38 protein-coding genes and 1 pseudogene are annotated in these 21,431 nt (G+C 38.3%); 8 read left to right on the top strand and 31 right to left on the bottom strand.

Annotated features, from left to right (window positions below; all coding sequences use genetic code 11):
- Window positions 1-73: 73 nt before the first annotated feature.
- The gene (locus MHI11_RS09895) at window positions 74-772 is read left to right on the top strand and encodes a class I SAM-dependent methyltransferase (protein ID WP_340960974.1); all 699 of its coding nucleotides are present in this window, start codon (window positions 74-76) and stop codon (window positions 770-772) included.
- 92 nt (window positions 773-864) lie between these two features.
- Window positions 865-1,116: a hypothetical protein gene (locus MHI11_RS09890; protein WP_003216113.1), complete on the top strand. Its 252-nt coding sequence runs from the start codon at window positions 865-867 to the stop codon at window positions 1,114-1,116.
- A 51-nt stretch (window positions 1,117-1,167) separates the two neighbouring features.
- Here the strand turns inward: MHI11_RS09890 and MHI11_RS09885 are convergent, their stop codons facing one another.
- The 5 genes from MHI11_RS09885 to MHI11_RS09865 all read right to left on the bottom strand — a co-directional run bounded on the left by MHI11_RS09885 (window position 1,168) and on the right by MHI11_RS09865 (window position 4,076).
- Window positions 1,168-1,998: a M15 family metallopeptidase gene (locus tag MHI11_RS09885; RefSeq protein WP_340960973.1), complete on the bottom strand. Its 831-nt coding sequence runs from the start codon at window positions 1,996-1,998 to the stop codon at window positions 1,168-1,170.
- 68 nt (window positions 1,999-2,066) lie between these two features.
- Window positions 2,067-2,762 carry a purine-nucleoside phosphorylase gene (gene deoD / locus MHI11_RS09880; protein ID WP_340911218.1) on the bottom strand — a complete coding sequence of 232 codons (696 nt, stop codon included), beginning with the start codon at window positions 2,760-2,762 and terminating at the stop codon, window positions 2,067-2,069.
- Window positions 2,763-2,874: 112 nt separating this feature from the next.
- Window positions 2,875-3,192, bottom strand: a complete 318-nt coding sequence (locus tag MHI11_RS09875; protein ID WP_044141196.1) for a YodL domain-containing protein — start codon at window positions 3,190-3,192, stop codon at window positions 2,875-2,877.
- A gap of 54 nt (window positions 3,193-3,246) precedes the next feature.
- A complete protein-coding gene (locus tag MHI11_RS09870; RefSeq protein ID WP_340960972.1) occupies window positions 3,247-3,855 on the bottom strand; it encodes a phosphatase PAP2 family protein in 609 nt (202 codons plus the stop codon).
- A 50-nt stretch (window positions 3,856-3,905) separates the two neighbouring features.
- Window positions 3,906-4,076, bottom strand: coding sequence for a YozD family protein (locus MHI11_RS09865; RefSeq protein ID WP_003216084.1), 171 nt, complete (start codon window positions 4,074-4,076; stop codon window positions 3,906-3,908).
- Window positions 4,077-4,195: 119 nt separating this feature from the next.
- On the opposite strand from MHI11_RS09865, the gene MHI11_RS09860 reads away from it, so the two are divergent.
- Window positions 4,196-4,330: a hypothetical protein gene (locus MHI11_RS09860; protein WP_272947504.1), complete on the top strand. Its 135-nt coding sequence runs from the start codon at window positions 4,196-4,198 to the stop codon at window positions 4,328-4,330.
- Here the strand turns inward: MHI11_RS09860 and MHI11_RS09855 are convergent.
- From MHI11_RS09855 to cgeC, 7 genes are all read right to left on the bottom strand, one after another.
- Window positions 4,327-5,007: a hypothetical protein gene (locus tag MHI11_RS09855; protein WP_012010279.1), complete on the bottom strand. Its 681-nt coding sequence runs from the start codon at window positions 5,005-5,007 to the stop codon at window positions 4,327-4,329. The genes MHI11_RS09860 and MHI11_RS09855 overlap by 4 nt on opposite strands.
- A gap of 144 nt (window positions 5,008-5,151) precedes the next feature.
- A complete protein-coding gene (locus tag MHI11_RS09850) occupies window positions 5,152-5,376 on the bottom strand; it encodes a YozE family protein (RefSeq protein WP_044141194.1) in 225 nt (74 codons plus the stop codon).
- A 79-nt stretch (window positions 5,377-5,455) separates the two neighbouring features.
- Window positions 5,456-5,737 carry a YokU family protein gene (locus tag MHI11_RS09845; RefSeq protein ID WP_340960970.1) on the bottom strand — a complete coding sequence of 94 codons (282 nt, stop codon included), beginning with the start codon at window positions 5,735-5,737 and terminating at the stop codon, window positions 5,456-5,458.
- Between the two features lie 2 nt (window positions 5,738-5,739).
- Window positions 5,740-7,140, bottom strand: coding sequence for a lysine 2,3-aminomutase (gene ablA / locus MHI11_RS09840; protein ID WP_111912821.1), 1,401 nt, complete (start codon window positions 7,138-7,140; stop codon window positions 5,740-5,742).
- A gap of 117 nt (window positions 7,141-7,257) precedes the next feature.
- Complete coding sequence (locus MHI11_RS09835; protein ID WP_340960969.1) at window positions 7,258-8,634, bottom strand: sigma-54 interaction domain-containing protein; 1,377 nt, start codon at window positions 8,632-8,634, stop codon at window positions 7,258-7,260.
- 159 nt (window positions 8,635-8,793) lie between these two features.
- A complete protein-coding gene (locus tag MHI11_RS09830; RefSeq protein ID WP_340960968.1) occupies window positions 8,794-10,089 on the bottom strand; it encodes a glycosyltransferase family 2 protein in 1,296 nt (431 codons plus the stop codon).
- 17 nt (window positions 10,090-10,106) lie between these two features.
- Window positions 10,107-10,427 carry a spore maturation protein CgeC gene (gene cgeC / locus MHI11_RS09825; RefSeq protein ID WP_065098202.1) on the bottom strand — a complete coding sequence of 107 codons (321 nt, stop codon included), beginning with the start codon at window positions 10,425-10,427 and terminating at the stop codon, window positions 10,107-10,109.
- Window positions 10,428-10,634: 207 nt separating this feature from the next.
- Here cgeC and MHI11_RS09820 point away from each other — a divergent pair, with 207 nt between their 5' ends.
- Together MHI11_RS09820 and MHI11_RS09815 are read left to right on the top strand one after the other, a co-directional pair.
- A complete protein-coding gene (locus tag MHI11_RS09820) occupies window positions 10,635-11,036 on the top strand; it encodes a hypothetical protein (protein ID WP_340960967.1) in 402 nt (133 codons plus the stop codon).
- A gap of 15 nt (window positions 11,037-11,051) precedes the next feature.
- A complete protein-coding gene (locus MHI11_RS09815) occupies window positions 11,052-12,014 on the top strand; it encodes a CgeB family protein (protein ID WP_340960966.1) in 963 nt (320 codons plus the stop codon).
- Window positions 12,015-12,042: 28 nt separating this feature from the next.
- On the opposite strand, the gene MHI11_RS09810 is transcribed toward MHI11_RS09815, so the two are convergent.
- A complete protein-coding gene (locus MHI11_RS09810; protein WP_340960965.1) occupies window positions 12,043-12,765 on the bottom strand; it encodes an acylneuraminate cytidylyltransferase family protein in 723 nt (240 codons plus the stop codon).
- Between the two features lie 243 nt (window positions 12,766-13,008).
- On the opposite strand from MHI11_RS09810, the pseudogene MHI11_RS09805 reads away from it, so the two are divergent.
- A pseudogene (locus tag MHI11_RS09805) lies at window positions 13,009-13,428 on the top strand (SDR family NAD(P)-dependent oxidoreductase); the annotation flags it as partial.
- Between the two features lie 36 nt (window positions 13,429-13,464).
- Here MHI11_RS09805 and MHI11_RS09800 read toward each other — a convergent pair.
- Window positions 13,465-13,656, bottom strand: a complete 192-nt coding sequence (locus MHI11_RS09800) for a hypothetical protein (RefSeq protein ID WP_217012457.1) — start codon at window positions 13,654-13,656, stop codon at window positions 13,465-13,467.
- A 3-nt stretch (window positions 13,657-13,659) separates the two neighbouring features.
- Window positions 13,660-14,247 (bottom strand): Holliday junction resolvase RecU, encoded by a 588-nt coding sequence (locus tag MHI11_RS09795; RefSeq protein ID WP_254110815.1) that lies wholly within the window; start codon window positions 14,245-14,247, stop codon window positions 13,660-13,662.
- A 76-nt stretch (window positions 14,248-14,323) separates the two neighbouring features.
- Between MHI11_RS09795 and MHI11_RS09790 the strand changes: the two genes are divergently transcribed.
- Complete coding sequence (locus tag MHI11_RS09790) at window positions 14,324-14,593, top strand: hypothetical protein (RefSeq protein WP_217012455.1); 270 nt, start codon at window positions 14,324-14,326, stop codon at window positions 14,591-14,593.
- A gap of 27 nt (window positions 14,594-14,620) precedes the next feature.
- Here MHI11_RS09790 and MHI11_RS09785 read toward each other — a convergent pair whose 3' ends face one another.
- The 7 genes from MHI11_RS09785 to MHI11_RS09755 form a co-directional block, all read right to left on the bottom strand.
- A complete protein-coding gene (locus MHI11_RS09785; RefSeq protein ID WP_340960964.1) occupies window positions 14,621-15,013 on the bottom strand; it encodes a hypothetical protein in 393 nt (130 codons plus the stop codon).
- On the bottom strand, window positions 15,006-15,191 hold the full coding sequence (locus MHI11_RS09780; protein ID WP_044141659.1) for a hypothetical protein: 186 nt from the start codon (window positions 15,189-15,191) through the stop codon (window positions 15,006-15,008). Before MHI11_RS09780 ends, MHI11_RS09785 begins: the two co-directional genes overlap by 8 nt.
- A 14-nt stretch (window positions 15,192-15,205) precedes the next feature.
- Window positions 15,206-15,745 carry a thymidine kinase gene (locus MHI11_RS09775; protein ID WP_340962308.1) on the bottom strand — a complete coding sequence of 180 codons (540 nt, stop codon included), beginning with the start codon at window positions 15,743-15,745 and terminating at the stop codon, window positions 15,206-15,208.
- A gap of 11 nt (window positions 15,746-15,756) precedes the next feature.
- The gene (locus tag MHI11_RS09770) at window positions 15,757-15,933 is read right to left on the bottom strand and encodes a hypothetical protein (protein ID WP_340960963.1); all 177 of its coding nucleotides are present in this window, start codon (window positions 15,931-15,933) and stop codon (window positions 15,757-15,759) included.
- A gap of 215 nt (window positions 15,934-16,148) precedes the next feature.
- On the bottom strand, window positions 16,149-16,424 hold the full coding sequence (locus MHI11_RS09765) for a macro domain-containing protein (protein WP_340960962.1): 276 nt from the start codon (window positions 16,422-16,424) through the stop codon (window positions 16,149-16,151).
- A 64-nt stretch (window positions 16,425-16,488) separates the two neighbouring features.
- Window positions 16,489-16,872: a hypothetical protein gene (locus MHI11_RS09760; RefSeq protein WP_340960961.1), complete on the bottom strand. Its 384-nt coding sequence runs from the start codon at window positions 16,870-16,872 to the stop codon at window positions 16,489-16,491.
- Window positions 16,873-16,907: 35 nt separating this feature from the next.
- Window positions 16,908-17,123: a hypothetical protein gene (locus tag MHI11_RS09755; RefSeq protein WP_340960960.1), complete on the bottom strand. Its 216-nt coding sequence runs from the start codon at window positions 17,121-17,123 to the stop codon at window positions 16,908-16,910.
- Between the two features lie 64 nt (window positions 17,124-17,187).
- Here MHI11_RS09755 and MHI11_RS09750 point away from each other — a divergent pair, with 64 nt between their 5' ends.
- Window positions 17,188-17,880, top strand: a complete 693-nt coding sequence (locus MHI11_RS09750; protein ID WP_340960959.1) for a hypothetical protein — start codon at window positions 17,188-17,190, stop codon at window positions 17,878-17,880.
- Window positions 17,881-17,894: 14 nt separating this feature from the next.
- Here the strand turns inward: MHI11_RS09750 and MHI11_RS09745 are convergent, their stop codons facing one another.
- The 9 genes from MHI11_RS09745 to MHI11_RS09705 form a co-directional block, all read right to left on the bottom strand.
- The gene (locus tag MHI11_RS09745) at window positions 17,895-18,107 is read right to left on the bottom strand and encodes a hypothetical protein (RefSeq protein ID WP_340960957.1); all 213 of its coding nucleotides are present in this window, start codon (window positions 18,105-18,107) and stop codon (window positions 17,895-17,897) included.
- Between the two features lie 9 nt (window positions 18,108-18,116).
- Window positions 18,117-18,593: a hypothetical protein gene (locus MHI11_RS09740; RefSeq protein ID WP_340960956.1), complete on the bottom strand. Its 477-nt coding sequence runs from the start codon at window positions 18,591-18,593 to the stop codon at window positions 18,117-18,119.
- On the bottom strand, window positions 18,565-18,909 hold the full coding sequence (locus MHI11_RS09735) for a hypothetical protein (protein ID WP_340960955.1): 345 nt from the start codon (window positions 18,907-18,909) through the stop codon (window positions 18,565-18,567). Before MHI11_RS09735 ends, MHI11_RS09740 begins: the two co-directional genes overlap by 29 nt.
- A complete protein-coding gene (locus MHI11_RS09730) occupies window positions 18,909-19,298 on the bottom strand; it encodes a hypothetical protein (protein WP_340960954.1) in 390 nt (129 codons plus the stop codon). Before MHI11_RS09730 ends, MHI11_RS09735 begins: the two co-directional genes overlap by 1 nt.
- 182 nt (window positions 19,299-19,480) lie before the next feature.
- Window positions 19,481-19,963: a hypothetical protein gene (locus MHI11_RS09725; RefSeq protein WP_340960953.1), complete on the bottom strand. Its 483-nt coding sequence runs from the start codon at window positions 19,961-19,963 to the stop codon at window positions 19,481-19,483.
- Window positions 19,964-19,967: 4 nt separating this feature from the next.
- Entirely contained in the window at window positions 19,968-20,240 is a 273-nt protein-coding gene (locus tag MHI11_RS09720) for a YgiT-type zinc finger protein (RefSeq protein ID WP_340960951.1), read from the bottom strand.
- A gap of 23 nt (window positions 20,241-20,263) precedes the next feature.
- A complete protein-coding gene (locus tag MHI11_RS09715; RefSeq protein WP_340911319.1) occupies window positions 20,264-20,404 on the bottom strand; it encodes a hypothetical protein in 141 nt (46 codons plus the stop codon).
- Between the two features lie 40 nt (window positions 20,405-20,444).
- Window positions 20,445-20,987: a hypothetical protein gene (locus MHI11_RS09710; RefSeq protein ID WP_340911321.1), complete on the bottom strand. Its 543-nt coding sequence runs from the start codon at window positions 20,985-20,987 to the stop codon at window positions 20,445-20,447.
- 62 nt (window positions 20,988-21,049) lie between these two features.
- A complete protein-coding gene (locus MHI11_RS09705; protein ID WP_340911323.1) occupies window positions 21,050-21,364 on the bottom strand; it encodes a hypothetical protein in 315 nt (104 codons plus the stop codon).
- Between the last annotated feature and the right edge of the window lie 67 nt (window positions 21,365-21,431).

The raw sequence follows: 21,431 nt of genomic DNA, 5'->3' as shown, positions 1-21,431 counted from the left end.
TGAAAAGATAAGCCATTTGACCTTATATTGCATAATCTTTAAGGAGGAACTTGATAAGGAAAGAAGGGATTTTATGAGTGATTATGTAGAAATGCTTGCCTATTTTGGCGTATCTAGTGCCCATCCTGGTGGAATTGAGTTAACAAAAACGATGCTTGAGCATATAAAATTGACGCCGGATGCGCGCATACTGGATGCGGGATGCGGGACAGGACAAACGGCGGCATATTTAGGCAATATCGGTTATCAGGTGGAGGCAATTGATACACACCCTTTGATGATTGAAAAGGCCAATTTGCGATTTGAGCGAGAAGAACTGCCGATCCGCGCATTGCAAGCATCGATTGAACAGCTGCCATTTCCAGATGAAGCGTTCACTCTTCTGATCAGTGAATCTGTTTTGAGCTTCACCAACCTTCCTGCTGCACTTGCTGAGATCAAACGCGTGCTTTCCCCTGGAAGTCAAATGATTGCTAATGAAGCGGTATTAAAAGCACCCCTTACACCGGAGGAGCTTGCCGCCGTTCGAGATTTTTACGGGTTTCACGCACTCTTTTCACTTGAAGAATGGAAGGAGCAGCTAAAAGCAGCAGGATTTCATGACGTTCGCATTCTCTCATTTGATGAACACATGGTACAAGAGGAGCCGACGGAAATGGAATTATCTGAATATATCCCGCCTTCTCTTTACGAAACGATGCAAACACACTACGATATGATTCAAGCGCACCGAAAGCAGCTAAGCCACATTCTATTTGAATGTACCGTATAAAATGAGCGAATCTCCTATATGTTTTGTCCAAACTCTATGAGGTCTCTCGCATAGGATAAGAGTGAATAGAGTTTGTCATAAGGAGGAAAAATATGGAGCGCTATCAAAAGCTTTGTCAGCAGCATATGGGGAAAGTCGCTAGAATCACAGACCGTAATGGCAGAGTACATGTCGGACGCATTGAGCGGGTGACAAACCGCAAAGTGTATATTCGTCCAGTCGGCGGTTCTCGCGGCGGCTTTGGCTTTGGTTATTACGGAGGGTATTACGGCTGGGGTGCCGCTTATGGCATCGGGCTTGGTTTCATTACAGGTTTCGCATTAGCAGGATTGTTCTTTTTTTAAAAGAAGAATAAAGAAGGCCCCCCCGAATAGCTGGGAGGCCTTTTACTTTGATTAAATTTTCTTCACTTTGTTCATGTACTCTTCAAATGTTAAATCGTGATCATGCATCGCTTTTGCTGCTTCTTTTCCAACATAGCGCAGATGCCACGGTTCATATTCATATTTTGTCATGTCTTCTTTTCCTTTTGGATAACGAATGATAAAACCATATTTATAGGCGTTTTTAGCGACCCATTTGCCATCAGGTGTTTCACCAAACTTTTCAGAGATGTCAAAACCGGCACTTTTTGAGGAAATGTCCATTGCAAGGCCTGTTTGGTGCTCACTTTCGCCTGGTAAAGCTACTGCTTCTTGCGCTTTGTCTTTGCCTTTTAGTTTAACTTCACTATCAAAAATGACCTTTTGACGGTCATAGGAGCGATAGCCAGATACGGCAGCCAGCTCGAAGTTTTTCTTTTTCGCATCATTGAATAATGTCTCAAGTGCTTCCGCTGCTTCTTTACGAATATATCGTTTTTCAATATCCTCTGAAAAAGAGAATTCTACTTTTGGTACAACGAGATCAGAAGGTTTATAGGTTCCTGGTAATGCGTATTCTTTATTGACAAGTGCTAGCACGTTTGCAGGATTTTGAATGGTTTTCAGCCCGCTTACCACTTTGATGTCATTGAAATATTCACTCTTTAACGTCAGCTCTTGATCCGATGAATCTGCTGTATTGTTTGAGTTTTGCTGGGTAGATGAATTTGCTGCGCTCTTTTGTTCGTTTGTTTTGTTCGATTCAGATGTACCGCTTTTTTGATCCAGCAACTGGCAGCCCGATAGTGCGGCTGTCAAACCAAGAATCGATGCGATTGAGAGTATTTTATAGCTTTTCTTCATGACATACCTTCCTTTTGCTCTTCTAAAAAAATAAAGATGCGCTACATCGTAGCACACCCTTTATACTATTATAAAACGGAGTCTAGCGCAATTAAGATCATTTCGTCAAATGTCGTTTGACGCTCTTCAGCCGTTGTTTCTTCTCCTGTGAGAACATGATCACTCACTGTCAGAATGGATAACGCTTTTCGATCAAATTTTGCTGCAAGCGAATATAGAGCGGTTGTTTCCATTTCAATTGCTAGAATTCCGTATTGAGCCATGAGCTCAAGTGGTTTTTCATTGTAAAATTGGTCTGCTGTAAATACATTACCGACACGTACAGCGACATTTTTTGCTTCTGCTGTGTCGTATGCTTTCTTAAGCAGTCCAAAATCAGCGCAAGGTGCGTAATCAATCGGTCCAAACGTCACACGATTCATTTGTGAATCTGTTGAAGATGTCTGAGCTAAAATGACATCACGTACGTTGACATCCCTTTTGATAGCCCCGCAAGATCCGACGCGGATTAAGTTTTGAACATCATAGCTTTGAATGAGTTCATTCACATAAATCGAAATAGAAGGTACGCCCATTCCGGTCCCTTGTACAGAAACGCGCTTTCCTTTGTAGGTCCCAGTATAACCATACATTCCGCGCACTTCGTTATAGCATTCGACATCTTCTAAATATGTATCTGCAATATATTTCGCACGAAGCGGATCGCCTGGCAGCAATACCGTTTCTGCAATTTGTCCTTTTTCTGCTCCAATATGTACACTCATTTTTTTAGCCTCCACTTACGTTTACTATGTGATTTGTCCTATTTAGTATAAACGATTGAGCCCAAAAAAGAAAATACCAGCTGAAGCTCAAGCTGGCATCGAAAATCTCTATTTAACTCATCGTCAACAGTCGCTCACTGCGTTTCCATCCTGCCGGAAAAAGCTGATAATAGCACTTTCCTTTTTTCTTATCATCAATCACAACAATATCGCCTGTTGTCATAAACCGTGCATTGTAATCACTAGGGACTGTATCATGTACATTAAATGTCGAGAATGCTTTTTCCAGAACATCCAGGTGTGTTCTGCCGCCAATCTTTGTCCGGTACACAGGCTGATGCCCGCTTGCAGCGCCATATTCAGGTGTCTGATAAATGGTTAAGTGAAATGCTGAAGGTTTCTTTTGAAAAAATCTCAACGTCAATTGCATTCAAATCCCTCCCCTTTTATATAAAATTGGCTGGGATCTGTCAATTTCCTTCTTCTATTTTTGTCGAATGACAGACAATTTTCCGTCAATCTTTTTACAAATGAGAAATAAAGCAAGTCCTATCGCAAAACCGCCTGCAACATCTGTCAAAAAATGAACGCCGATATACATTCGGCTGATCCCAATCAAAACAACACAGACCCCTGTGATCAAGTAGACGATTTTTTGTCTTTCTTTCAGCCATGGAATCAGTTCAACGAATAGATAAGCTATAAATGGATAGATTGTGGCTGCATTCATCGAATGTCCGCTCGGAAAGCTGTAATACGTTTCATTGACAAGATGATCAAAGGCCGGGCGTTCTCTAGCAAACAGCCCCTTTAGTTCATGATTGATGGTTTTTTCTGTGAGATATAATAGAAAAAGCATCATGATAGAGTAATAGCGCTTATACATGAATAGGACGACACTAAAAATGAGCATGATGGGCACGAGAAGCGCACTAATGCCAAAGTCCGTCAAAGTCAGCATGACATCATTTAAAAAAGGGAGTCTGATGCTCTCAAACCATAAGATGATCTGGTTGTCCAATGCTTGACCCGCTCCAGATACCATGAGCGCAGCTATGGCGCCAAATAAAATCAAAAGAAATAGGATATACACGCGAAAGATTCTCCTCCCTCTCTCTTCAGAATCTCTTCAAAGTATAGTGCCTACCACGCCTCTTCTTCAACTATCATTGTTTTTTTCAGCATATATTCAAACGTAATGTCAGCCAGCTCAAACGTTTCCAGCTCAGCAGGTATGTACCCTCTTTTGACCAGCTCCATGTAGAAGAATTCCGCAATTTCCTCTGTATCGATCACCAAATCTGCTTCTTTCATGACATTCCGCCTCCTTTTTTATGATGTATGAACGACGCCTGTTTTTTATTACAGTTTGTCATAATGGCTCATTCCATACATATAAATGCAATAAACAAAAAGAAAAGGGGTTTGAGGCAATGAAATGGTTCAGCATATTAGATGGAGAAACGTTTGATCAGGTGATGGGCCGTATCTTGAGGGGATGGTTTTATGTGATTGTTTTTTTCTGTGTGCCTTATTTTTTATTCGTGTTAGGACAAGTCTTTCTTTAACCAAAATGCTCGTGTAAACTTTCCAATATAAAATCCATCATGTCCTTGTATTCTGGATCTTCGAAAAATTCGTAGAGAATTTTATAGTCATTATAAATATCAAGAAGCTCATCCACTATAGATACAGCGAGAAATTCTAGTGATGCTTCGCTTTCTTGTTTCTCTTCTAATTGTAATAGAGCCGTTTGCACCATATCTTCTTCCATTTCTTTTGAGGTTTCACCGACGTAATGCACAAAAAGAAGCTGATGCACGAACTGATCCATCTCATATTTCCTCAGGACAAGCGTTAAGTCTTCCTCTTCTGTTTCCAGCCACTCTCCGTCCTTTAGCCTTGTGAGTTCGTAAATGACATCTTCCCAGCCGTCATCAAGGTATCGCCATATTTCAGTCCGATGGCCAATAATTTTAAATAGCTCTTTTCCGTAATCTTTTACATATACAACATCGCCAATGAGGAACTCATATTCAATGTCCAGCTTTTCTGTATCCACAATCACCCCGTCGTACTCATCGTAAAGCTGAAGTGATGTTTCAAAATAAAGCACCTCATTATGATTGACCTCATACAAATAGTGCTGGTCAATTTGATGGACTTTTGTAATCGTTCCGACTGTGCCGTACATGACAACGACGACAATATCCCCTACTTGATATTTTGGTGCTTTCGCCTTCATTCTGTCTCCCCCTTGCCCGACTTTTGGTCTTAACGTATCGTATGCCGGCGCAAGGAATTCTGCATGGGCAACCACACCATGCAAAACGCCATTTTATTTCTCATCAAAAAACCGCTTCTCCCATCAGGAAAAAGCGGTTGTATGTTATTTTTTTTTGACTTCTACATCATATTGCTCAAACGCTTCGTCAAATGTTGTCATTGAGCTTAAATAATCGCCGTTTAATTCTAAATAGGCACACAGCTCATGATAATCAGTGGACGCTTTCGGGAAGCTGTGATCCTCATAAGCAGCATTTGCAAAATGGCTGATTTCATCTTTCGGTTTTGGATGTCTGTACTTCATTAAATAATGGTAAAACGACTTCACCTGTTTTTCCCTCCGCGACACTCTATTTTGTTGTTATATTATACAGCAATTTGATGACTTGTATAGGCGGAGGTACAACTTATGATGAAAAGTCAAAGTAATTTCGCTTTAATAACCGCTCCATGCTCATTAATTCTTCGTATGAAATTTTTTCTGGAAGTTTTGTCTGATCCACTAAAATTAATTGATCCTCTATCTCTTTGACCGTCTCATCCTCTTGATATGTCATACCGCAGTGCATGCAGGAAATGGACGGTGTTTCGATGATTTCAATGGATTGTGTGCCAGTGATCAGTTCCCAATAGACGGTTGTCTGCTCTGCGTTTGCTTTGTTTTCCTCACACCAATCACATGTCAGCAAGGTTATTTCTCCTCCTTTACAGTTTGATCTTTTTTGAGCTGCGCTTGATATTTTTTCTCTTTTAATTCATCTCGTTTTTCACGTTTGTTTTTGAGTGTGTCATGCTCAGGATTTGTCTCATATGCTTCTCTTCGTTTCATTCGGCTTAAATTCTCTGGCGTAAACGATTTCGCTTCATCCTCAAAAAGTGCGCTAATACCAATTGCGGGATCTTGTTTCTCTTCATAAATTTCATTAAAATACGCATCTGCCTGGCCTGCGACGTAATGCTCTGGTTCAGGGTAAGAGGTGATGACACCTTCAAAGTTACGAAGAACGACTTTGTCAGGGCTTTGCGATAATAAATAATTGGGCTGCAGGGCGATCTTTCCTCCGCCTCCTGGTGCATCCACAACAAAGCTTGGCACGGCATAGCCGCTCGTATGCCCTCTTAAGCCTTCAATGATCTCAAGGCCTTTTGATACTGGTGTTCTAAAGTGGCCAATTCCCTCAGATAAATCACACTGATAAATATAATAAGGTCTGACCCGTATCATCACGAGATCGTGCATCAGCTTCTTCATAATCGGCACACTGTCGTTAATACCTGCGAGGATGACGGCCTGATTACCAACAGGAACGCCGGCATTTACAAGTCGTTCGCACGCTTCTTTTGCTTCTTTCGTAATTTCAATGCTTGTATTGAAATGGGTATTCAGCCAAACCGGATGATATTTTTTCAAAATCTCGCACAGCTCATCTGTAATGCGCTGCGGAAAGACGACCGGCGCGCGTGTGCCTATGCGAATGATTTCAACATGCGGAATGTCTCGTAAGTTTTTCAAAATGTATTCAAGCACTTGATCATTGATTAAGAGCCCATCTCCGCCGGAAATTAACACATCCCGCACCTCAGGTGTTTCTCTAATATATCCAATGGCAGCATCTAACTGCTTTTTTGGCACGCCCATACCGATCTGGCCGGAAAAACGTCTTCTCGTACAATAGCGACAGTACATGGAGCACTGATTTGTTACAAGAAAGAGCACACGATCTGGGTACCGATGCGTTAACCCCGGGACAGGTGAGTCTTCATCTTCATGCAGCGGGTCTTCCAGGTCATATTTTGTTTTATGAAGCTCCTCTGCAATTGGCACAGATTGCATACGTACTGGACATCTTGGATCGTCTGGATTCATCAATGAGGCATAGTAGGGTGTAATGTTGAGTGGAATGGTTTTGGTGGAGATCTTCACCCCTTCTCTTTCCTCTTCTGTTAAGTTTACGATTTTCTCTAAATCTTCAAGCGTTTTCACGGTATGCGTCAGCTGCCAAATCCAGTCGTTCCATTTTTCCTCAGGTACATCTTTCCAAAGCTCAATGTCCTTCCAATGACGCGCCGGTTCATATAGTTTTTGATTCATATCCATTCCCCCTATCAGCATTCACCTTATACTATGCAAGTTATGTGCCAACATGGGAAAATGCCCCTATTCTTTATAAAAGGAGCTTTACCCGTGGTATTCAATGGATGGTGATGCCTATATTTCGGCATCTGCATATTTCTTCAGTTTATATTGCAGTGTTTGTCGAGGGATTTTTAAAGCGGCAGCGGTTTTTTTAATATTGCCATGATGCTTGTTTAAAGCTTCTTGAATAAGTGTTTGTTCAAATGAAGAAACCTGACTTTTTAAGGAGGCATCGAGTGTTTCTTCCTCAAGATTCTGCGTACGTAAATGAGCAGGAAGGTATGAAGGTGTGATGGCTTCCGCTTCCTTTGGCATCATCAATACGGCATGCTCAATGGTATGTTTTAATTCTCGAACGTTTCCTGGCCAGTGGTGAGCCATAAACAATTGCTTTGTTTCTTCAGAAAGGCGTTTGACGTTTTTTGAAAACTGCTGATGATAGGTTTGAATGAAATGGCGGGAAAGCAGCGGGATGTCTTGCTTTCTCTCACGAAGCGGCGGGATTTGAAAAGATGATACATGCAGTCTATAAAATAAGTCTTCTCTTAAAATTTGCTTTTTCACCGCTTCAAATGGGTCCATATTGAGTGCCGTAATGAGTCTTACATCTACTTGAATCGCTTTTGCATCCCCAATGCGGCGCACCACGCCATCTTCTAACACACGTAATAATTTCGTCTGCAGCGTGAGCGGCATCGCTTGCAGTTCATCAAGAAAAAGCGTGCCTCCATCAGCCAATTCAAAGAGCCCCTTGCGATCAATTGCGCCTGTATAGCTCCCTTTGACAGATCCGAATAATAGGCTCTCAAGTAGCGATTCTGGGAGTGCTGCACAGTTTTGTGGAATGAACACTTGATTTTTCCGGTCAGATTCATGAACGATGGCTTGAACGAGCACTTCTTTCCCTGTCCCTGTTTCCCCGTAGACAACAACTGATGACGGATAGGCAGCAGCTTTTTTTGCCTTTTCAAGCATTTCTTTTAAGAGTGGATCATTTGTTAAAAATGAAGAAAAATCATGCATTTGTTCAGCCCCAGCCGCATCGTGTATTCGTTTTTTTTGATCTAAACGATTTGAAAGGGCTGACAGCTTCGATACATCTTTTGCGACTTCGACCGCACCTATTAACTGGCTGTCTTCAATAATAGGCAATGTCGTGTTGACGGTCTCAATTCTTTCGCCGTTTTTATTCAAATAGGTTTGCAGTGAATGATAAATGGGCTTCCCTGTTCTCAAAACATGCATGAGTGTACTTGTTTTTTCTGTTAAAGAGGGATACACATCAAGGATGTACTTGCCAATCACCTCTTCTTTTTGTAAACAGTCAAACTTAGCGGCATTATGATTGTAAAAGATCGTCATTCCTTGATCATCTACAACATGGATGGCTTCATCAATGGCTTCTAAAATTAATTCAAACCAGTCCGCTCTTTCGACAACCTTCCCCATTCTTTCCCCCTCACTTTCAGTGCCGAAAAACCGGCATTTATTGCCGGATTTTCAGCAGCTTGATCATCTTCATCACACGTTCTCCTGTCCTTTCATGTTTCGCTTTTTTTCTTGCAACTTCCTGCTTTTTTTGTCAATAGCGTCAAAAAAACACCCCTCTTATGAGGAGTGCTTTCGCCCTGATGTTTGATAAAGAGACATATCGAATTCTTGCAGCGATTCCATATACAGCGGCACGATCGACTTCCCTTCCTCGAATAACGTAAATTGGGAAGGGTATAAATTAATTGGCTGATGATAAAAAGCAAATCGCTTTACAACCTCAGGGTCAATACGGCAAAAAGTATGATGCATCAGTAAATAGACATCTTGTTTCCATTTAAAGAGCCGCCTGTTTGGCGGATTAAATACTGGTGACACTTGAATCATGCCGCCCTCTTCATACATCTGAAGCCGTTCATTTGAAATCGTATAGATATCCTTAGGATGAAACTGAAAATATTGCACGTCACGCTTTGAAGCAAACCGCCTTTTTTTCTGACCTTCAATATAATAGAACGTTTTCCCATGATCTGCCGTGACAACTGTATAATTAGGTACTACCAGCATGTCTTTCATCTCATATTTCATCGCACATAACGACGGAACCCGAATGGCGCGTCTGTTTTTTTCGTTCACCCAGCACCTTTCAATTTCATGAAGATTCCCGCCTGCGATTTGGTAGTAATTCCCTTCCTTTTCAATCACCGTTCCGTCAATGAGATCATACGGCATACTCGAAAACAAATGATGAAAGGAATGAGACGTTTTATACGTTGTATCAAGTACATCTCTTAATGGAAAAAAAGCAGCAAAATCATTCAGCCTCATCCAAAAAACAGAATCTGCATGATGCCAGTATTTAGGCTCATCAGCCCAATATTGTCCGTATTTTTCATGAATGAGCGGAAGCAAACACCTTCTGTGCATGACCGAACAATGGTCCACTTGAAAGGACGCATGCTCCAATATTTGGTCTGCTTCACGCACAAAACTCATCGTCTCTACTAATTGCTTATTAACATGCACGACCCGCTGCGAGGAATACACGATATCGATATGAGGCTTCGACTGAAAAACATCCACCATTTTCTGCAAACGATCTTGATGATACACAGTATCATCTGTTAAATAACAAATGAGCTCACCTGTTATACGGGTTAGCGCTTCATTAATAAGCGTCGCATACCGTACGGTTAACAGCCGTTTTGCAGGATGAACCGTGCGTGAATACAAATGAATGCGCTCATCGTCTAAATAGGGCTGGATCTTTTGGATGGTGCCTTGTTCTGAGCCATCATCCATAATCAGAAGCTCCCAATTTGAATACGTTTGTTCCACCATACTCTTTAGCACACGATCAATGAAATCAGGTTTATTGTAGCTTGTTAAAATCACCGATACTTTCATGATCATTATCCTTTTTAATTAGATTAAAAAGCCCCCCAGCTGACGATGTTCACGTAAGGTACATTCACTCTTAGCTGATTTGTCGCGTTTTTAAAGACCGCTACTGTATCAAAGAGCTGCACAACAACTACGTTTTGAAGGACATCTCCATTGACTAAATGAACGCGTGGCACTGGAATGCCAAGTTCAAGCCACGGACGAAGTAATTCTTTGATGTCTGACACACTCTCTTCCTCACTTTCTTCTAAAAGACGAAGAAGAAGTAAAATCAAGATGACTTCAAGTACTCCTTCTGTTTCTAGTAATTCTTCGTTCCAACCATTTAATAATTGATCAAATTCCATTCATAATCCCTCTCTCTTCGCATTTAATCTTTACTAGAGTATGAGATTCACTTCATTTAGCCTCAGTATTTGAAAACATTTTTAAAAATGTGTGAAGTGATTAAATGATAAAAAGAACAAGGAATCAGCGCTCTGCTTATACCAAAAAAAATGAACGGCATATACATAGGGGTGAGTTTGAATTGATGAAGAAAGGATGGGAAAAAAATGAGCGACAAGCGTACCGAATTAAAAAAAGAACTATTGAAAGTGTTTTTCAAACCGCTTACTCGTACATTAACAGTTAATCTTGAAGAAGGAGGCGTACAAATGGAAGAAAAATTAAATGATTTATTAAGTGAAGTGGCAGCCGAGGCATCACCTTCAGATTCTGCTACAACACTTGATGTATCTCAGGCAGCAAGATGGATTTTTGCAAGACTTGTACCAGGAACCATCATTAGCATTGTCACTGACTCAGGAGACTTAATCGGGCCAGTTCAATTCGTATCATTCGATGCGTCAACGGGTGTTGTATTTGTTACACAAGAAAGCTCAGTTACACCAACAGGCTCTGCAACGACTTTATTAGATGTAGATAAAGTTGAAAGTGTTACGTTCACATCTTAATGTGAGAGGGCCATCATGAAGTTTCTTTATATCAGCTCTGGCTACGGTGGAATCTATCACATGTTTGATCAATGGGTAGAAGAGAGCTTCATTGATTCCCCCTTTTCATGTGTAAAGATTGACCGAGAATCTCTACCCGCTCACATGCACAAAATCCGGACATTTTCTCCGGATTTTGTTTTGATGATGATCGGTGATCATGTTCCGAGCGAAGTGCTTCATCAATTCAAACAAGAAAAGATCCCGATTGTTTTGTGGATGACAGAAGATCCCTTTTATACAGATGTATCGGCTGCTTGCACACGTGATGCGCGGCTCATATTAACGATTGATGAAGGAGCTTTGCCACTTTACAAACGATTGGGCATAGGTCACGCCCACTACTTTCCCATTCCGACAAATACACGTATTTTTCAAAAAAACGAATCGCCTGAAGAGATGTGCAGCTATGACATTACACTCATTGGCTACCCTTATCCCAATCGCATGAAAGCCATCGATACACTCTTACAACAGAACAAATGGCGGATTCTCGTTGCAGGTAAGGAATGGCATCGTCTTTTAAATAAGTCACGAAGACATGAGCGAGGTCTCACATTAGTGACCAATTGGCTGAGCCCTCAGCAAATGGCGGACATCTATCAGCAATCAGCGATTGTTCTTAACCCGCACAGACCGGCACAATTTGCCTATAACAAAAACAAAGCCATGATTCAAAATATAAGTCTGAACAACAGAGCGTTTGATATCGCTGCAGCTGGAAGCTTTCAATTGACGGATCTACAACCACCTCAAATTTTTTCAAGCTTCGCTTTTTATAAAGATGAGGACGATTTGCTAGAAAAGGTTGAATTTTATCGATCAAATGCTGAGAAAAGAAAAGCAATCGCACGAAACAATTACGAACAAGTCGTTTCCTGGAATACATTTGAGTCATTTCCACACAGGCTTTATAAGATCGTAAAAAGCGCCCTATGACTGGGCGCTTTTCTCGTTGAAATTCATCTTATACATAACCCTCCGCATCTCGGCGAGCCAATAAGACTTTCTCCGCTTTCTCAAGGTCTTCCTCCTGTTTCACCACGAGTGATTTTTCGGGATCCATGATATACGCTCCAACAGATCCTTCTAAAAGGGAATGAATGCATTCTTTTGCATATGGAACATGAAAAGCATACACTGCTCCATTTAAACGACCATACGTATATGGCTGCTCATGCTTTGGCATGAAAAAGTAATGATTGTCCTTATATAAAGTGGCTTCATTATTCTCATGCAGTGTCCATGTTTCATTTGGGTTTTCTAGCGCCTCTGTAAAAGATGCCATGCAGTCATAGCTCCCTTCTACTAGAAGCTGCAAGCATTTCTCAATATCTTCCGGCTCTCTTAAAGGAGACGATGGATGCAAATATAGAACAATATCAAAGGTCTTCCCCTCACGCTCTAAATAAGCAAGCGCGTGTTTCACCGCTATGAGTGACGGTGTTTGTTCTGTTACATGACTGTCTGGCAGTTCAATCACACGAGCTCCGTAGTGAGAAGAAATGATTTGTGTATTGACATCCTCTGTAGAGACGATGATTTCGTCTAACTCAATCATTTGCAGTAACGGCTGAATGGTCCAATAGATGAGCGGCCGCTCCGCCAATACGCGAATGTGTTCATCATGCTGATCGCGCCTGCTTCTAAAAGCTGGTATCAAGGCTAAAATACGATTTCCCCTATACATGTATTCCCTTCTCCCCTCGCGCACAGCTCTCTTCATTATCTTCCGAGCTGATCGCAGTACTGAAGTGTTCAGGTCTCTCATTTTTCTACTTATTCTCTTATCTCTCCATATTCTATTAAAACGTCAAGCAGATGGTTATAATGTGTTCACCTAATTTAGATAGAAAGTGGTTCTTTTCCTCAAACGGATACCACTCTTTCACATATGATGCAAAGTAGAGAAATGAGAGTTGGGGGATTAGATATGTCCAAAAAGATAGAAACGAGTTTGAAGGCTTTTTTTCGTGACAAAACGATATTAGTCACAGGTGGTACAGGTTCGATCGGCCGTCAAATTGTAAAAAAATTAACATCATACTCTCCAAAAAAGATTATCGTCTTCAGCAAAGATGACAGCAAACAATACATGATGAAAAATGAGTATGCGGATCACCCAGAAGTCGCCTTCGCTTTAGGCGATGTACGAGATGCAAGCCGCGTGAGACAGCTCGTCAAAGGCGTTGATATCATTTTCCATGCAGCCGCCTTAAAACAAGTACCCACTTGTGAAGACAATCCGTTTGAAGCCGTACAAACAAATATTATCGGCGGGCAGCACATCATTGAAGCCGCAATTGAACATGAAGTCAGTCATGTTGTCAACATCTCCACTGACAAAGCGGTATTTCATGATACTAAGTAATGACCATAAAAAAGAAGCCTACATTCTGGCTTCTTTTATAACGATATTTGCTAATTCTTGATAAAACTGATCTTCTGTAACGACATCACCGTACACTTGAGGAAAGATTGCTATTGAGTAGGGCTTTCCTGGAAAGGTTAATGTTTTTGTTTTGTTTTTCTTTGCGTGCTCAAAGTTTTCTTTCCATTTTCCTCTGTTTGTCTTAGCCATTTTTCATACCTCCATAGCATTTGTTGCTTCCAAGGTATGTTGATTAAGTTTATATGTTACTTTCCTCTTTGAAACTACACTTTCGCACATCTTATTTATGTAATATGTATAATTCACTTTCTTCTTCATCCACCTTACCTCTGTTCCGATTTCTTCACAGATGCCAATAGGTATGCTGGACTTATTCACCTTGCTTATGTATGTATGTGCTAATTGCTTTTCAGCGATATTCTTATATGTAAGAAAGTCTTTAATATGTACAAAGAAAACTCTGTTTTCAGGCTCTCTAAAGTTAAACAGGAAACCTGGTATAACTCCTTCACATTCTGCAGCTTCTTTAAGATGTTTTATTTGCTGTGGCTTGATCATACTCTTTGAAAAGGATACAGACTTACTCTTTGTAGACTTTAATTCCAGAGGAAACAAATGCCCGTTAGCGAATAAAATGCAGTCATATTTATTTTTGGATACTCCAAAATTCTGTTTTAATGCCATTGGATTTACATCTTTAATTCTGTAAAAGAATAAACCTTGATCCTTCGCCGATTGTTGTATATTTGCTTCAAAAACTTTGCCTAAGTTTGTGCTCAATGAACCAATCCTTTCTTTGTGTTTAATAGTTAAATAGGGTATTCTATGATTATCAATATCTAGGAGAGTGTTCCAATTGACCGAACTCATCAGCCAACACAACGAGTTAACTGACTATTTAAAGTCAAAAGGATTTACAGTTAGATTTCATGTAGATATGTCAGAGAATCATTTATTTGAAAAACATTACGTTGTTTACAATGAATCAGAAACTAAAAATGCTGAGCTCGTATTCAAAGCAAACGCTAAAACTAATGAAGTTGAATACTTTTTCGTAGATAACAATCAAAACTCAGATTTAGTTGAAGAAGTACGCACTCTAATTAAAAACTTTAAAGCTTCCTGATGATTGCCCTTGTCATTAGACAGGGGTTTAAAATTTTAATTCGATAGCTTCTCCATTGATAAGCTTCACAAACTTCTTATCAAACTTGTACTCCCCTAAAACAACATTCTCTAAATCAATCAAATCTAACTTGTGCAATTCTTTGCCATCTACATTTTCAATTAGAATGAAATCACTTGAATCAAACTCTGTTTTATACCAAATGACAGTTAAATTTGTTTCGATGTTAAGTTTGTTGGTTAAATACATGTAAGCTGCTTGATCTGTGTCGTCAACTACATCTCTTATTTCTTCATCATCAATATTGTTAATTACGATCAAATTGTTTGATTTCTCATTATAGAAGTAAGTAAAATCACCTCCTTGATTTTTTAATTGATAAGCACCTTTTAAATTATGTAAGTTAATCAAATTAAGCATATGTATTTACGTATCTCCCTTTTTCGTTGTTGGACAAGTCTCTTGCTTCTTGCATTAACTCTTCATTATTATTGCTGAGACTGATGCCTAGTCGATTTACTTTTAAAAAATCTTTGTTATGTATCGCTTCTTCAATTGAATCCACTTGTTTTTTCATTTTATTGTGTAATTTAATCAAACTGTTTTCTTCTATTATTTAACTCCCCTTTCATAAGCACATTGCCTACATGCTGGCTTATAATCGTTGCCAACCTTAACTTGTTGACTTGAGTCATTTGAAACTTCAAGTGATACCCATGCATCCTCTCCACAGAAAGCACAAACTGCATGATGCTTAATAACATGATCTGCTTTGGCCATGAGGTATGGTACGATTCCAAATGGCTTACCGTATCGATCCATATCTAATCCTGCAACAAATACCTTTTTACCTTGTGCAATTAGATGTTCAATGTGACTAATCATTTGCCCTGGGAAAAATTGAACTTCATCAATGCACACAACATCAGCTTCATTCAACAAGTCAAAGGGTAAATCAACCTTGTATTCATTTGTTATTTGTATGTTTAATGCCTCAACCTTCTTCCCGTCATGAGTAATGATTGAGTCATCTGAATATCTATCATCTATGGATGGCTTCAGAAACACCACTTTCTTTCCAGCTAACATAAAACGTTTGCCGTGACGCTGCAATGCTGTTGATTTCTCAGCGAACATACTTCCTACATCAATGGTTAAAGATCCTATTGATATGATTCCTCACCTCCTCCAAGAATAAGTTGTCTATATCTCTTATAGTCTTCTTCACTATTAAACGAGAATACTGGAGTTTTACCCTTTTGAAATGAAATTCTGCCGCCTACTTGAGATAGATATGCTTGTTTTAATGCATCTTGTTCAAATGGAATTCTAATGATCATATGTAATTTCTCCTTTATTTAAATTTATAGATAGTCACATCACACTCACCAAGAATGTCATCAATCATTTGTTTTACAATCTTCCAATCACCGCCTGCCAGTCCGCAGCCGATCCCGTATGGAATTGCAATAGAACAACCTTTATACTTACTGTAATCCGTATTGACTACGCTCTTTAAACTTTTCAAGCAAAGTTCCATAGCATCGTAGTCTGTTTATCTTTTATTCACTCCATAGTTATCTTGTGCGAATAAATTTGCAATTGTTTTATTTCCACTAACATCTACAAACTGAGTGGCACCTAATAGCCCACTTTTGCCGCTTTTAACATTCTGATTTTCACATAACCGTTTATACTCTTTGAACACATTCGGATATTTGCTTTTGATTTGTTTGGCTAATCCTGCTCCCATGACACCCTTACAGTTCACCTGATGACAGATAATGTTTTTTGTTGTGTCTAAGATATTGCGTTCTACTATTCGGATCATTCCAAACCCCCTCTCAATTCGGTTAAAAGTCCGATTTTATTTAGAAATATTTGATGTGTTCAGATTACCATGCAGAATAATCTGTAATGTCTTTATTAACACCACATTCTCTACATTTTACATCTACAGCTATTCCTAATTCAGTTGCTTCAAAAAAGTGATAAATACCCGAATCACATTTCTCACGATGTTCTTTCTTAAATTCAATTTCTTCCTTTCTCTCCTTTTCGCTAAAAACAAACACGCTGTTTTCTCTTAGTTGCTCAATTTCATTTTCAAGCTCTGCGATCTTTTCATTGGAATGATACTTTTTTAATTCAATTCTTAAATTGTCACGTTGATGTTTGATTTTATCGATATAGGATTTAACATTATCAAACATTCGCTCTTCTTCATTTCTTTCTGCAAAATCAAGTACATCTTTAATAACTCTTTCTTGTTCAGTCATAATTACAAATCATCCTCCTTTATATATGTTATTTGTTATTTAAAATCTGAAATTGCATTATGCTTTTTCAATTCACTTATAACCGTTTTCAATTCATTGATTGTCATTTCACTAAAGTACGGCGAATAACCGAGAACCTTGATTAAGAAACATCTTTTTTCCTTTAAATTATTGAATCCCAATCTTTTAAACTGATTATTCATTTCTCTTTTAAGAATGTGAGACAGTCCGAATACGGTGTAAACAATCATACGTCCATCTCTCCTTTATTTTGAATTTGTGATATAATTTAGAAAAACTTGAAAGGAATTAACAATGCCTGCATATTTTAATAACTTAAAAACAACATACTACAAATTTGATTTCCAAGCCTATCTTGAAAGTCCGCCAATAAAGTCTAATGTAGGAAGACTGTCTTTTTATAAATCTTGGGTTAAGTGTTGGTGTGACATATTTATCGAACGTGATAAAGATATTGAAGATTATGCTAGACATAAATCTAATACTACTCCTATTTATGAGATGTCCCAATTAAGGAATAAAGATGTTGAGTTTTTTAGTTTTGATTTCAAGACGAGCGTTGGCACCTACAGATATCACTATGATGTCGATATTCTCAATGAAATAGTAAAACAAAATTCGTTAGTTCCTGAAGATGTCGATTTGAAAGATATATATGTAGACAGTACCACTACATTTGTATCCGATAAGATCAAAGACAATCGACCACCAATCATAGTGTACAACCCTGGAGTACCCGTCCCTTTACTTTGCGTTGACGGCAATAAAAGAATTATGGCTCAGAAGAAATTAAATAATATTAAATCTATAAAAGCAGTTAATATGCCTTTAGAGTTAAGCAAGTATTTCTTCTTTACTTCTCTTGATAATGCTTTCTATTACGCTCATCTTGAGATAGAAATGATAGCCAGATTGTTAGAAATGGGTCAGGACGAAAAAGCAATCTATATGACAACTGCATTGTCTAGAAATTCTCATAACGGATAGGTGATTAAACTCACTTATCCTTTTTCGATTTCTCTTATTCGCTGCTTATTCACTTGGTCAGTAATGACAACACCAGAATCACTTAAAAAGTTGCCTTCATCATCTTGGATGTAAGTACTTCCTCCAAACTCAATACCGTTTGCTTCAATTAATTTAATAAACTCTTCATATGTAAGCTGTGTGCCGTCTTCTTTAAAGAATGTACCTTCTACATGTAATCCTTTCATTTAATCACCTCACCATAAATGTATTTTCTTATCGTTTTTCAGAAGCTTTAAATAATCAATTAACTCATCAAAGTGAATAATACTCGAATCAATTTTTTCTTCAACTGCTAGAGGCTCGAAGTAAGCCAGTGTTCCCATGTTCTCTAACTCTCTAACCTTTAGGTAATTATCATTGATTGAGTAATAAGCTGAACGATTAATCCCTCCAAACTCATCTTCGTTAAAGGATTCAACTATCCTATTCGTTTTTAATGCATAATGGAGCATTGCCCCATGTAAGAAGTGAAAACTTTCGAAGTTTGTGTCATCTTCAGTGCAGACACCCGTTTCTGAAACAATCTCCATGATGCGTCTTACAAATGACTCTCCATTTTCTAATAGAAAGCTAACTCTTTTGTTATGCCTTTCTTTGTATCTGTTAATACGCTCAAGGAATTTTTGATTTTGTTGGACTTTCCTAAGCTTCTTCCTCAGTCTCTTTTTCATCTTGTCGCTCCTTTGTTTTAAATTGGCACAGAAACTTTTTGAGTTTCTTGGATGGATAGTCACACAGAGCATAATCGCCGATTAGTTTCGTGAAAATATCCTCCTGGTGGGTATCAATCATTTTTGTAAGAACATGCTCAGGACTACAAGGACAACCCTCTTTGTTGCAATAACGAAAATCATTAATATATCTTGTTGCATGTACAATTAACTCAAGGAAAACAACTCTAAGTTTATCTTTGTCATCTCCTTGATAGCCGCACATAAAGTCATTTTGATAGATTTGAATTAATGCTTCTAAAATTTTTCTGTCCATTAATATAACATCCTCATTGTTTCTGGCATGTCTTTAATTGCTGAAATCAAAGTACCTCTCATATTCTTGTGTTCATCCTCCCATTCATGTTCATTTTCGATTAGGTATTTATCAAACTCAATAAAGCTAACAAATCTCTCTTCTTGTGACACTCTTTCAATATTTAATTGATGTAGAGATGAAAAACCAATTGCTTTAAACCACTCAACGAAGTAACTATCGTTGCTACTTTCATCTAATAGCTCTTGTAATGTCTCCGATTGACTCACCTGAAAGTATTTATGAAGTTCACTTTTAATTAAATTAAGCCATTCTTCAAACGCATTCTGAATGTTTTTTGAGGAGCTTCTTTTGAAATCTGCGCCGTACCATGAATAGATATTCTTCATACATTTCACCCTTCTATATACTTGTTATTTGTTATTTAATAAGCAACATCGTGGCTATAATAAGGAATACAGGCAATAAGATTAAGTTTGAGTAGAACGCTCCTGAATAGAACCCTTTCACATATTCCGATGGCAACTCTTCTTCTTTTTTAAATTTTGACTTCATTGTTTTAATCATTGATTTAACTCCTCCAATCATCATTGACTTCAATTACAGTGAGACCATTTGCATCTGTTTTTGTATTTTGTTTAGCAATCTGATACATTTTATTGAGCTTATTCAGTCTGTTAATATCTTCATTTAGCCTATTGAAAAAGGTGATTATAGTATCTCTGCTGCTTACAGGATAAATACAGTCGATTTCTGGTTCGTAAACATATAAAGCATACTCCATTCTTAAAATAAACTGCCTGTCACAGACACTGATATTTTTGATTCCTCCTCTAAGTAAGGACAGCTCATCTTTTAGAAATCGAATAATTGGTTTTTCGTAATCTGGAATCACACTTCCCAATTCTTCTATAGCAGAATCAATTGAAGATCGTTTAACATTGTATAGGTTCTCAAATGTTTGCTTAATCGTACTAAATAGTTTTATTAACAAGTCTCTAGAAGATTCATCTTTGATTCTTAAATCAATTCCCCACCATTTCAACTCATCCACCTAATCACTCCTTACTTTTAAACTTCTCTCCCGCTTGCTTTTCCCAGAGTTTAACCGCTTCATTCATCGTGTACTTATCGAATTCTTCGCAGTATAATTCTTCATTACATTCACTACAATAAGCTACCATGCTGTTTTTTACGACCACCGTTTGTCCTTTGAATTTAAGCTGCTCATCTTTCAATCTAGCAAACATCAAAACGTCTTTGTCACAGTTGTTGCAATACTTAGTTACATCTTTCTTAATCTCGTTAAAATATTCATGAACACTTTCCATTAATCAAACTCCTTTCAATAAAATCAACGTTTTAATTCATTTTCAAATTGCTCACCAACTCTTAGCGCATCTTCTGTATCAATTTCGTTAAAAATAATTTGACTGTTGCTTACTAACTCCATAACCACATTTTTTAAGAATTCTTCATACCTAATGTAGCTCATATTTCATCTCCTTTGCATTTTACTAAGGGGCAAAAGCCCCCTATAGTCGTTTAAACCCTTTACTAGCAATATCATCTATTACTCTTTGATGATATTCTGGATCATCCTCTAGGGAGTCATAAACAATCTTAGTATTAATTGATGCAGCCCACGTGAGATCCAATGCATCTTGATTACTTACCAATATGAGTTTCTTAACTTTCACACGATCAAGCAAGTTAGATAAAGCTTCTGTTCTTAACTTTTCAGAACTCATTGGTTTAAGTGGATAGACAACCGCAGTATGAATTGGATCACCATGTTTACCCCATGTTCTTTCTTTCAAGGTGTCTATATAAATGTTATTAAGACCTCCACGATACGCTACACCTGTTTTAAGTTTTTTTGATGCCTTCAAAAATCTTGAAGCATTTTCTAGTGTGTAAGTTCTGAAAAGGATATTCTCAGAAACCAAGTGATCGCATAACACATTCATAACTAGGTCTATCTTTTGATGCATATGAGTACCAGTGACAATTGCAACCCTTTCTTCAGAGTTTAAAAACTCAATAATCTTCTCTTCAGCTTGCTCTCTTCCATTCATAGTATCAGCCTCCATAAATTGCTACATAACCAGTATAGAGTTGATTCATATAAATTTAACAGCTAAATGTTGTTTTGTTCGAATTTAATTCTGACAAACTCTTCATGTAGCCTGTTAAACTCTTCTTTGTTTATGTAAGCTTTGGCATCGCCTTTGAAATCGAATAGCTTTAGAAACTCTTTGTTGATTCTTACTGCCTTCATGGCCATTGATGAAATTACCCACTCAGCTTCCTCTGTCAGCTGCAACACTTCACTTAATTCAAACAGTCGCTCTAGTGCTAACGGATTTTGATTTGTTTTAATATGCAGCAGGTCTCTTTTTTTCTCTAGGATGTCCAATTTAAGTTTGTATTTACTTTTCTCTAATTCAATCAAATTTTCGTTTGATTCAGTCGTTATAATCTACACCTCCATAAGCTTAAGCTCTTTTAGTTTATTTAAA

The organism is Bacillus sp. FSL K6-3312 (assembly GCF_038007485.1).
Taxonomy (GTDB): Bacteria; Bacillota; Bacilli; order Bacillales; family Bacillaceae; genus Bacillus; species Bacillus pumilus.
Note: the sequence above shows the minus strand (reverse complement) of the source record. Positions and strands in the feature narration are given on the sequence as shown.

Excerpts from the sequence above, each read along its gene's own strand:
- MHI11_RS09895 (WP_340960974.1), top strand. The coding sequence starts at position 74 with ATGAGTGATTATGTAGAAATGCTTGCCTATTTTGGCGTATCTAGTGCC.
- MHI11_RS09890 (WP_003216113.1), top strand. The coding sequence starts at position 865 with ATGGAGCGCTATCAAAAGCTTTGTCAGCAGCATATGGGGAAAGTCGCT.
- MHI11_RS09885 (WP_340960973.1), bottom strand. The coding sequence starts at position 1,998 with ATGAAGAAAAGCTATAAAATACTCTCAATCGCATCGATTCTTGGTTTG.
- deoD (WP_340911218.1), bottom strand. The coding sequence starts at position 2,762 with ATGAGTGTACATATTGGAGCAGAAAAAGGACAAATTGCAGAAACGGTA.
- MHI11_RS09875 (WP_044141196.1), bottom strand. The coding sequence starts at position 3,192 with ATGCAATTGACGTTGAGATTTTTTCAAAAGAAACCTTCAGCATTTCAC.
- MHI11_RS09865 (WP_003216084.1), bottom strand. The coding sequence starts at position 4,076 with ATGAAAGAAGCAGATTTGGTGATCGATACAGAGGAAATTGCGGAATTC.
- MHI11_RS09860 (WP_272947504.1), top strand. The coding sequence starts at position 4,196 with ATGAAATGGTTCAGCATATTAGATGGAGAAACGTTTGATCAGGTGATG.
- MHI11_RS09855 (WP_012010279.1), bottom strand. The coding sequence starts at position 5,007 with ATGAAGGCGAAAGCACCAAAATATCAAGTAGGGGATATTGTCGTCGTT.
- ablA (WP_111912821.1), bottom strand. The coding sequence starts at position 7,140 with ATGAATCAAAAACTATATGAACCGGCGCGTCATTGGAAGGACATTGAG.
- MHI11_RS09835 (WP_340960969.1), bottom strand. The coding sequence starts at position 8,634 with ATGGGGAAGGTTGTCGAAAGAGCGGACTGGTTTGAATTAATTTTAGAA.
- MHI11_RS09830 (WP_340960968.1), bottom strand. The coding sequence starts at position 10,089 with ATGATCATGAAAGTATCGGTGATTTTAACAAGCTACAATAAACCTGAT.
- cgeC (WP_065098202.1), bottom strand. The coding sequence starts at position 10,427 with ATGGAATTTGATCAATTATTAAATGGTTGGAACGAAGAATTACTAGAA.
- MHI11_RS09820 (WP_340960967.1), top strand. The coding sequence starts at position 10,635 with ATGAGCGACAAGCGTACCGAATTAAAAAAAGAACTATTGAAAGTGTTT.
- MHI11_RS09815 (WP_340960966.1), top strand. The coding sequence starts at position 11,052 with ATGAAGTTTCTTTATATCAGCTCTGGCTACGGTGGAATCTATCACATG.
- MHI11_RS09810 (WP_340960965.1), bottom strand. The coding sequence starts at position 12,765 with ATGTATAGGGGAAATCGTATTTTAGCCTTGATACCAGCTTTTAGAAGC.
- MHI11_RS09800 (WP_217012457.1), bottom strand. The coding sequence starts at position 13,656 with ATGGCTAAGACAAACAGAGGAAAATGGAAAGAAAACTTTGAGCACGCA.
- MHI11_RS09785 (WP_340960964.1), bottom strand. The coding sequence starts at position 15,013 with ATGCTTAATTTGATTAACTTACATAATTTAAAAGGTGCTTATCAATTA.
- MHI11_RS09770 (WP_340960963.1), bottom strand. The coding sequence starts at position 15,933 with ATGATCATTAGAATTCCATTTGAACAAGATGCATTAAAACAAGCATAT.
- MHI11_RS09765 (WP_340960962.1), bottom strand. The coding sequence starts at position 16,424 with ATGATCCGAATAGTAGAACGCAATATCTTAGACACAACAAAAAACATT.
- MHI11_RS09760 (WP_340960961.1), bottom strand. The coding sequence starts at position 16,872 with ATGACTGAACAAGAAAGAGTTATTAAAGATGTACTTGATTTTGCAGAA.
- MHI11_RS09755 (WP_340960960.1), bottom strand. The coding sequence starts at position 17,123 with ATGATTGTTTACACCGTATTCGGACTGTCTCACATTCTTAAAAGAGAA.
- MHI11_RS09750 (WP_340960959.1), top strand. The coding sequence starts at position 17,188 with ATGCCTGCATATTTTAATAACTTAAAAACAACATACTACAAATTTGAT.
- MHI11_RS09745 (WP_340960957.1), bottom strand. The coding sequence starts at position 18,107 with ATGAAAGGATTACATGTAGAAGGTACATTCTTTAAAGAAGACGGCACA.
- MHI11_RS09740 (WP_340960956.1), bottom strand. The coding sequence starts at position 18,593 with ATGAAAAAGAGACTGAGGAAGAAGCTTAGGAAAGTCCAACAAAATCAA.
- MHI11_RS09735 (WP_340960955.1), bottom strand. The coding sequence starts at position 18,909 with ATGGACAGAAAAATTTTAGAAGCATTAATTCAAATCTATCAAAATGAC.
- MHI11_RS09730 (WP_340960954.1), bottom strand. The coding sequence starts at position 19,298 with ATGAAGAATATCTATTCATGGTACGGCGCAGATTTCAAAAGAAGCTCC.
- MHI11_RS09720 (WP_340960951.1), bottom strand. The coding sequence starts at position 20,240 with ATGGAAAGTGTTCATGAATATTTTAACGAGATTAAGAAAGATGTAACT.
- MHI11_RS09715 (WP_340911319.1), bottom strand. The coding sequence starts at position 20,404 with ATGAGCTACATTAGGTATGAAGAATTCTTAAAAAATGTGGTTATGGAG.
- MHI11_RS09710 (WP_340911321.1), bottom strand. The coding sequence starts at position 20,987 with ATGAATGGAAGAGAGCAAGCTGAAGAGAAGATTATTGAGTTTTTAAAC.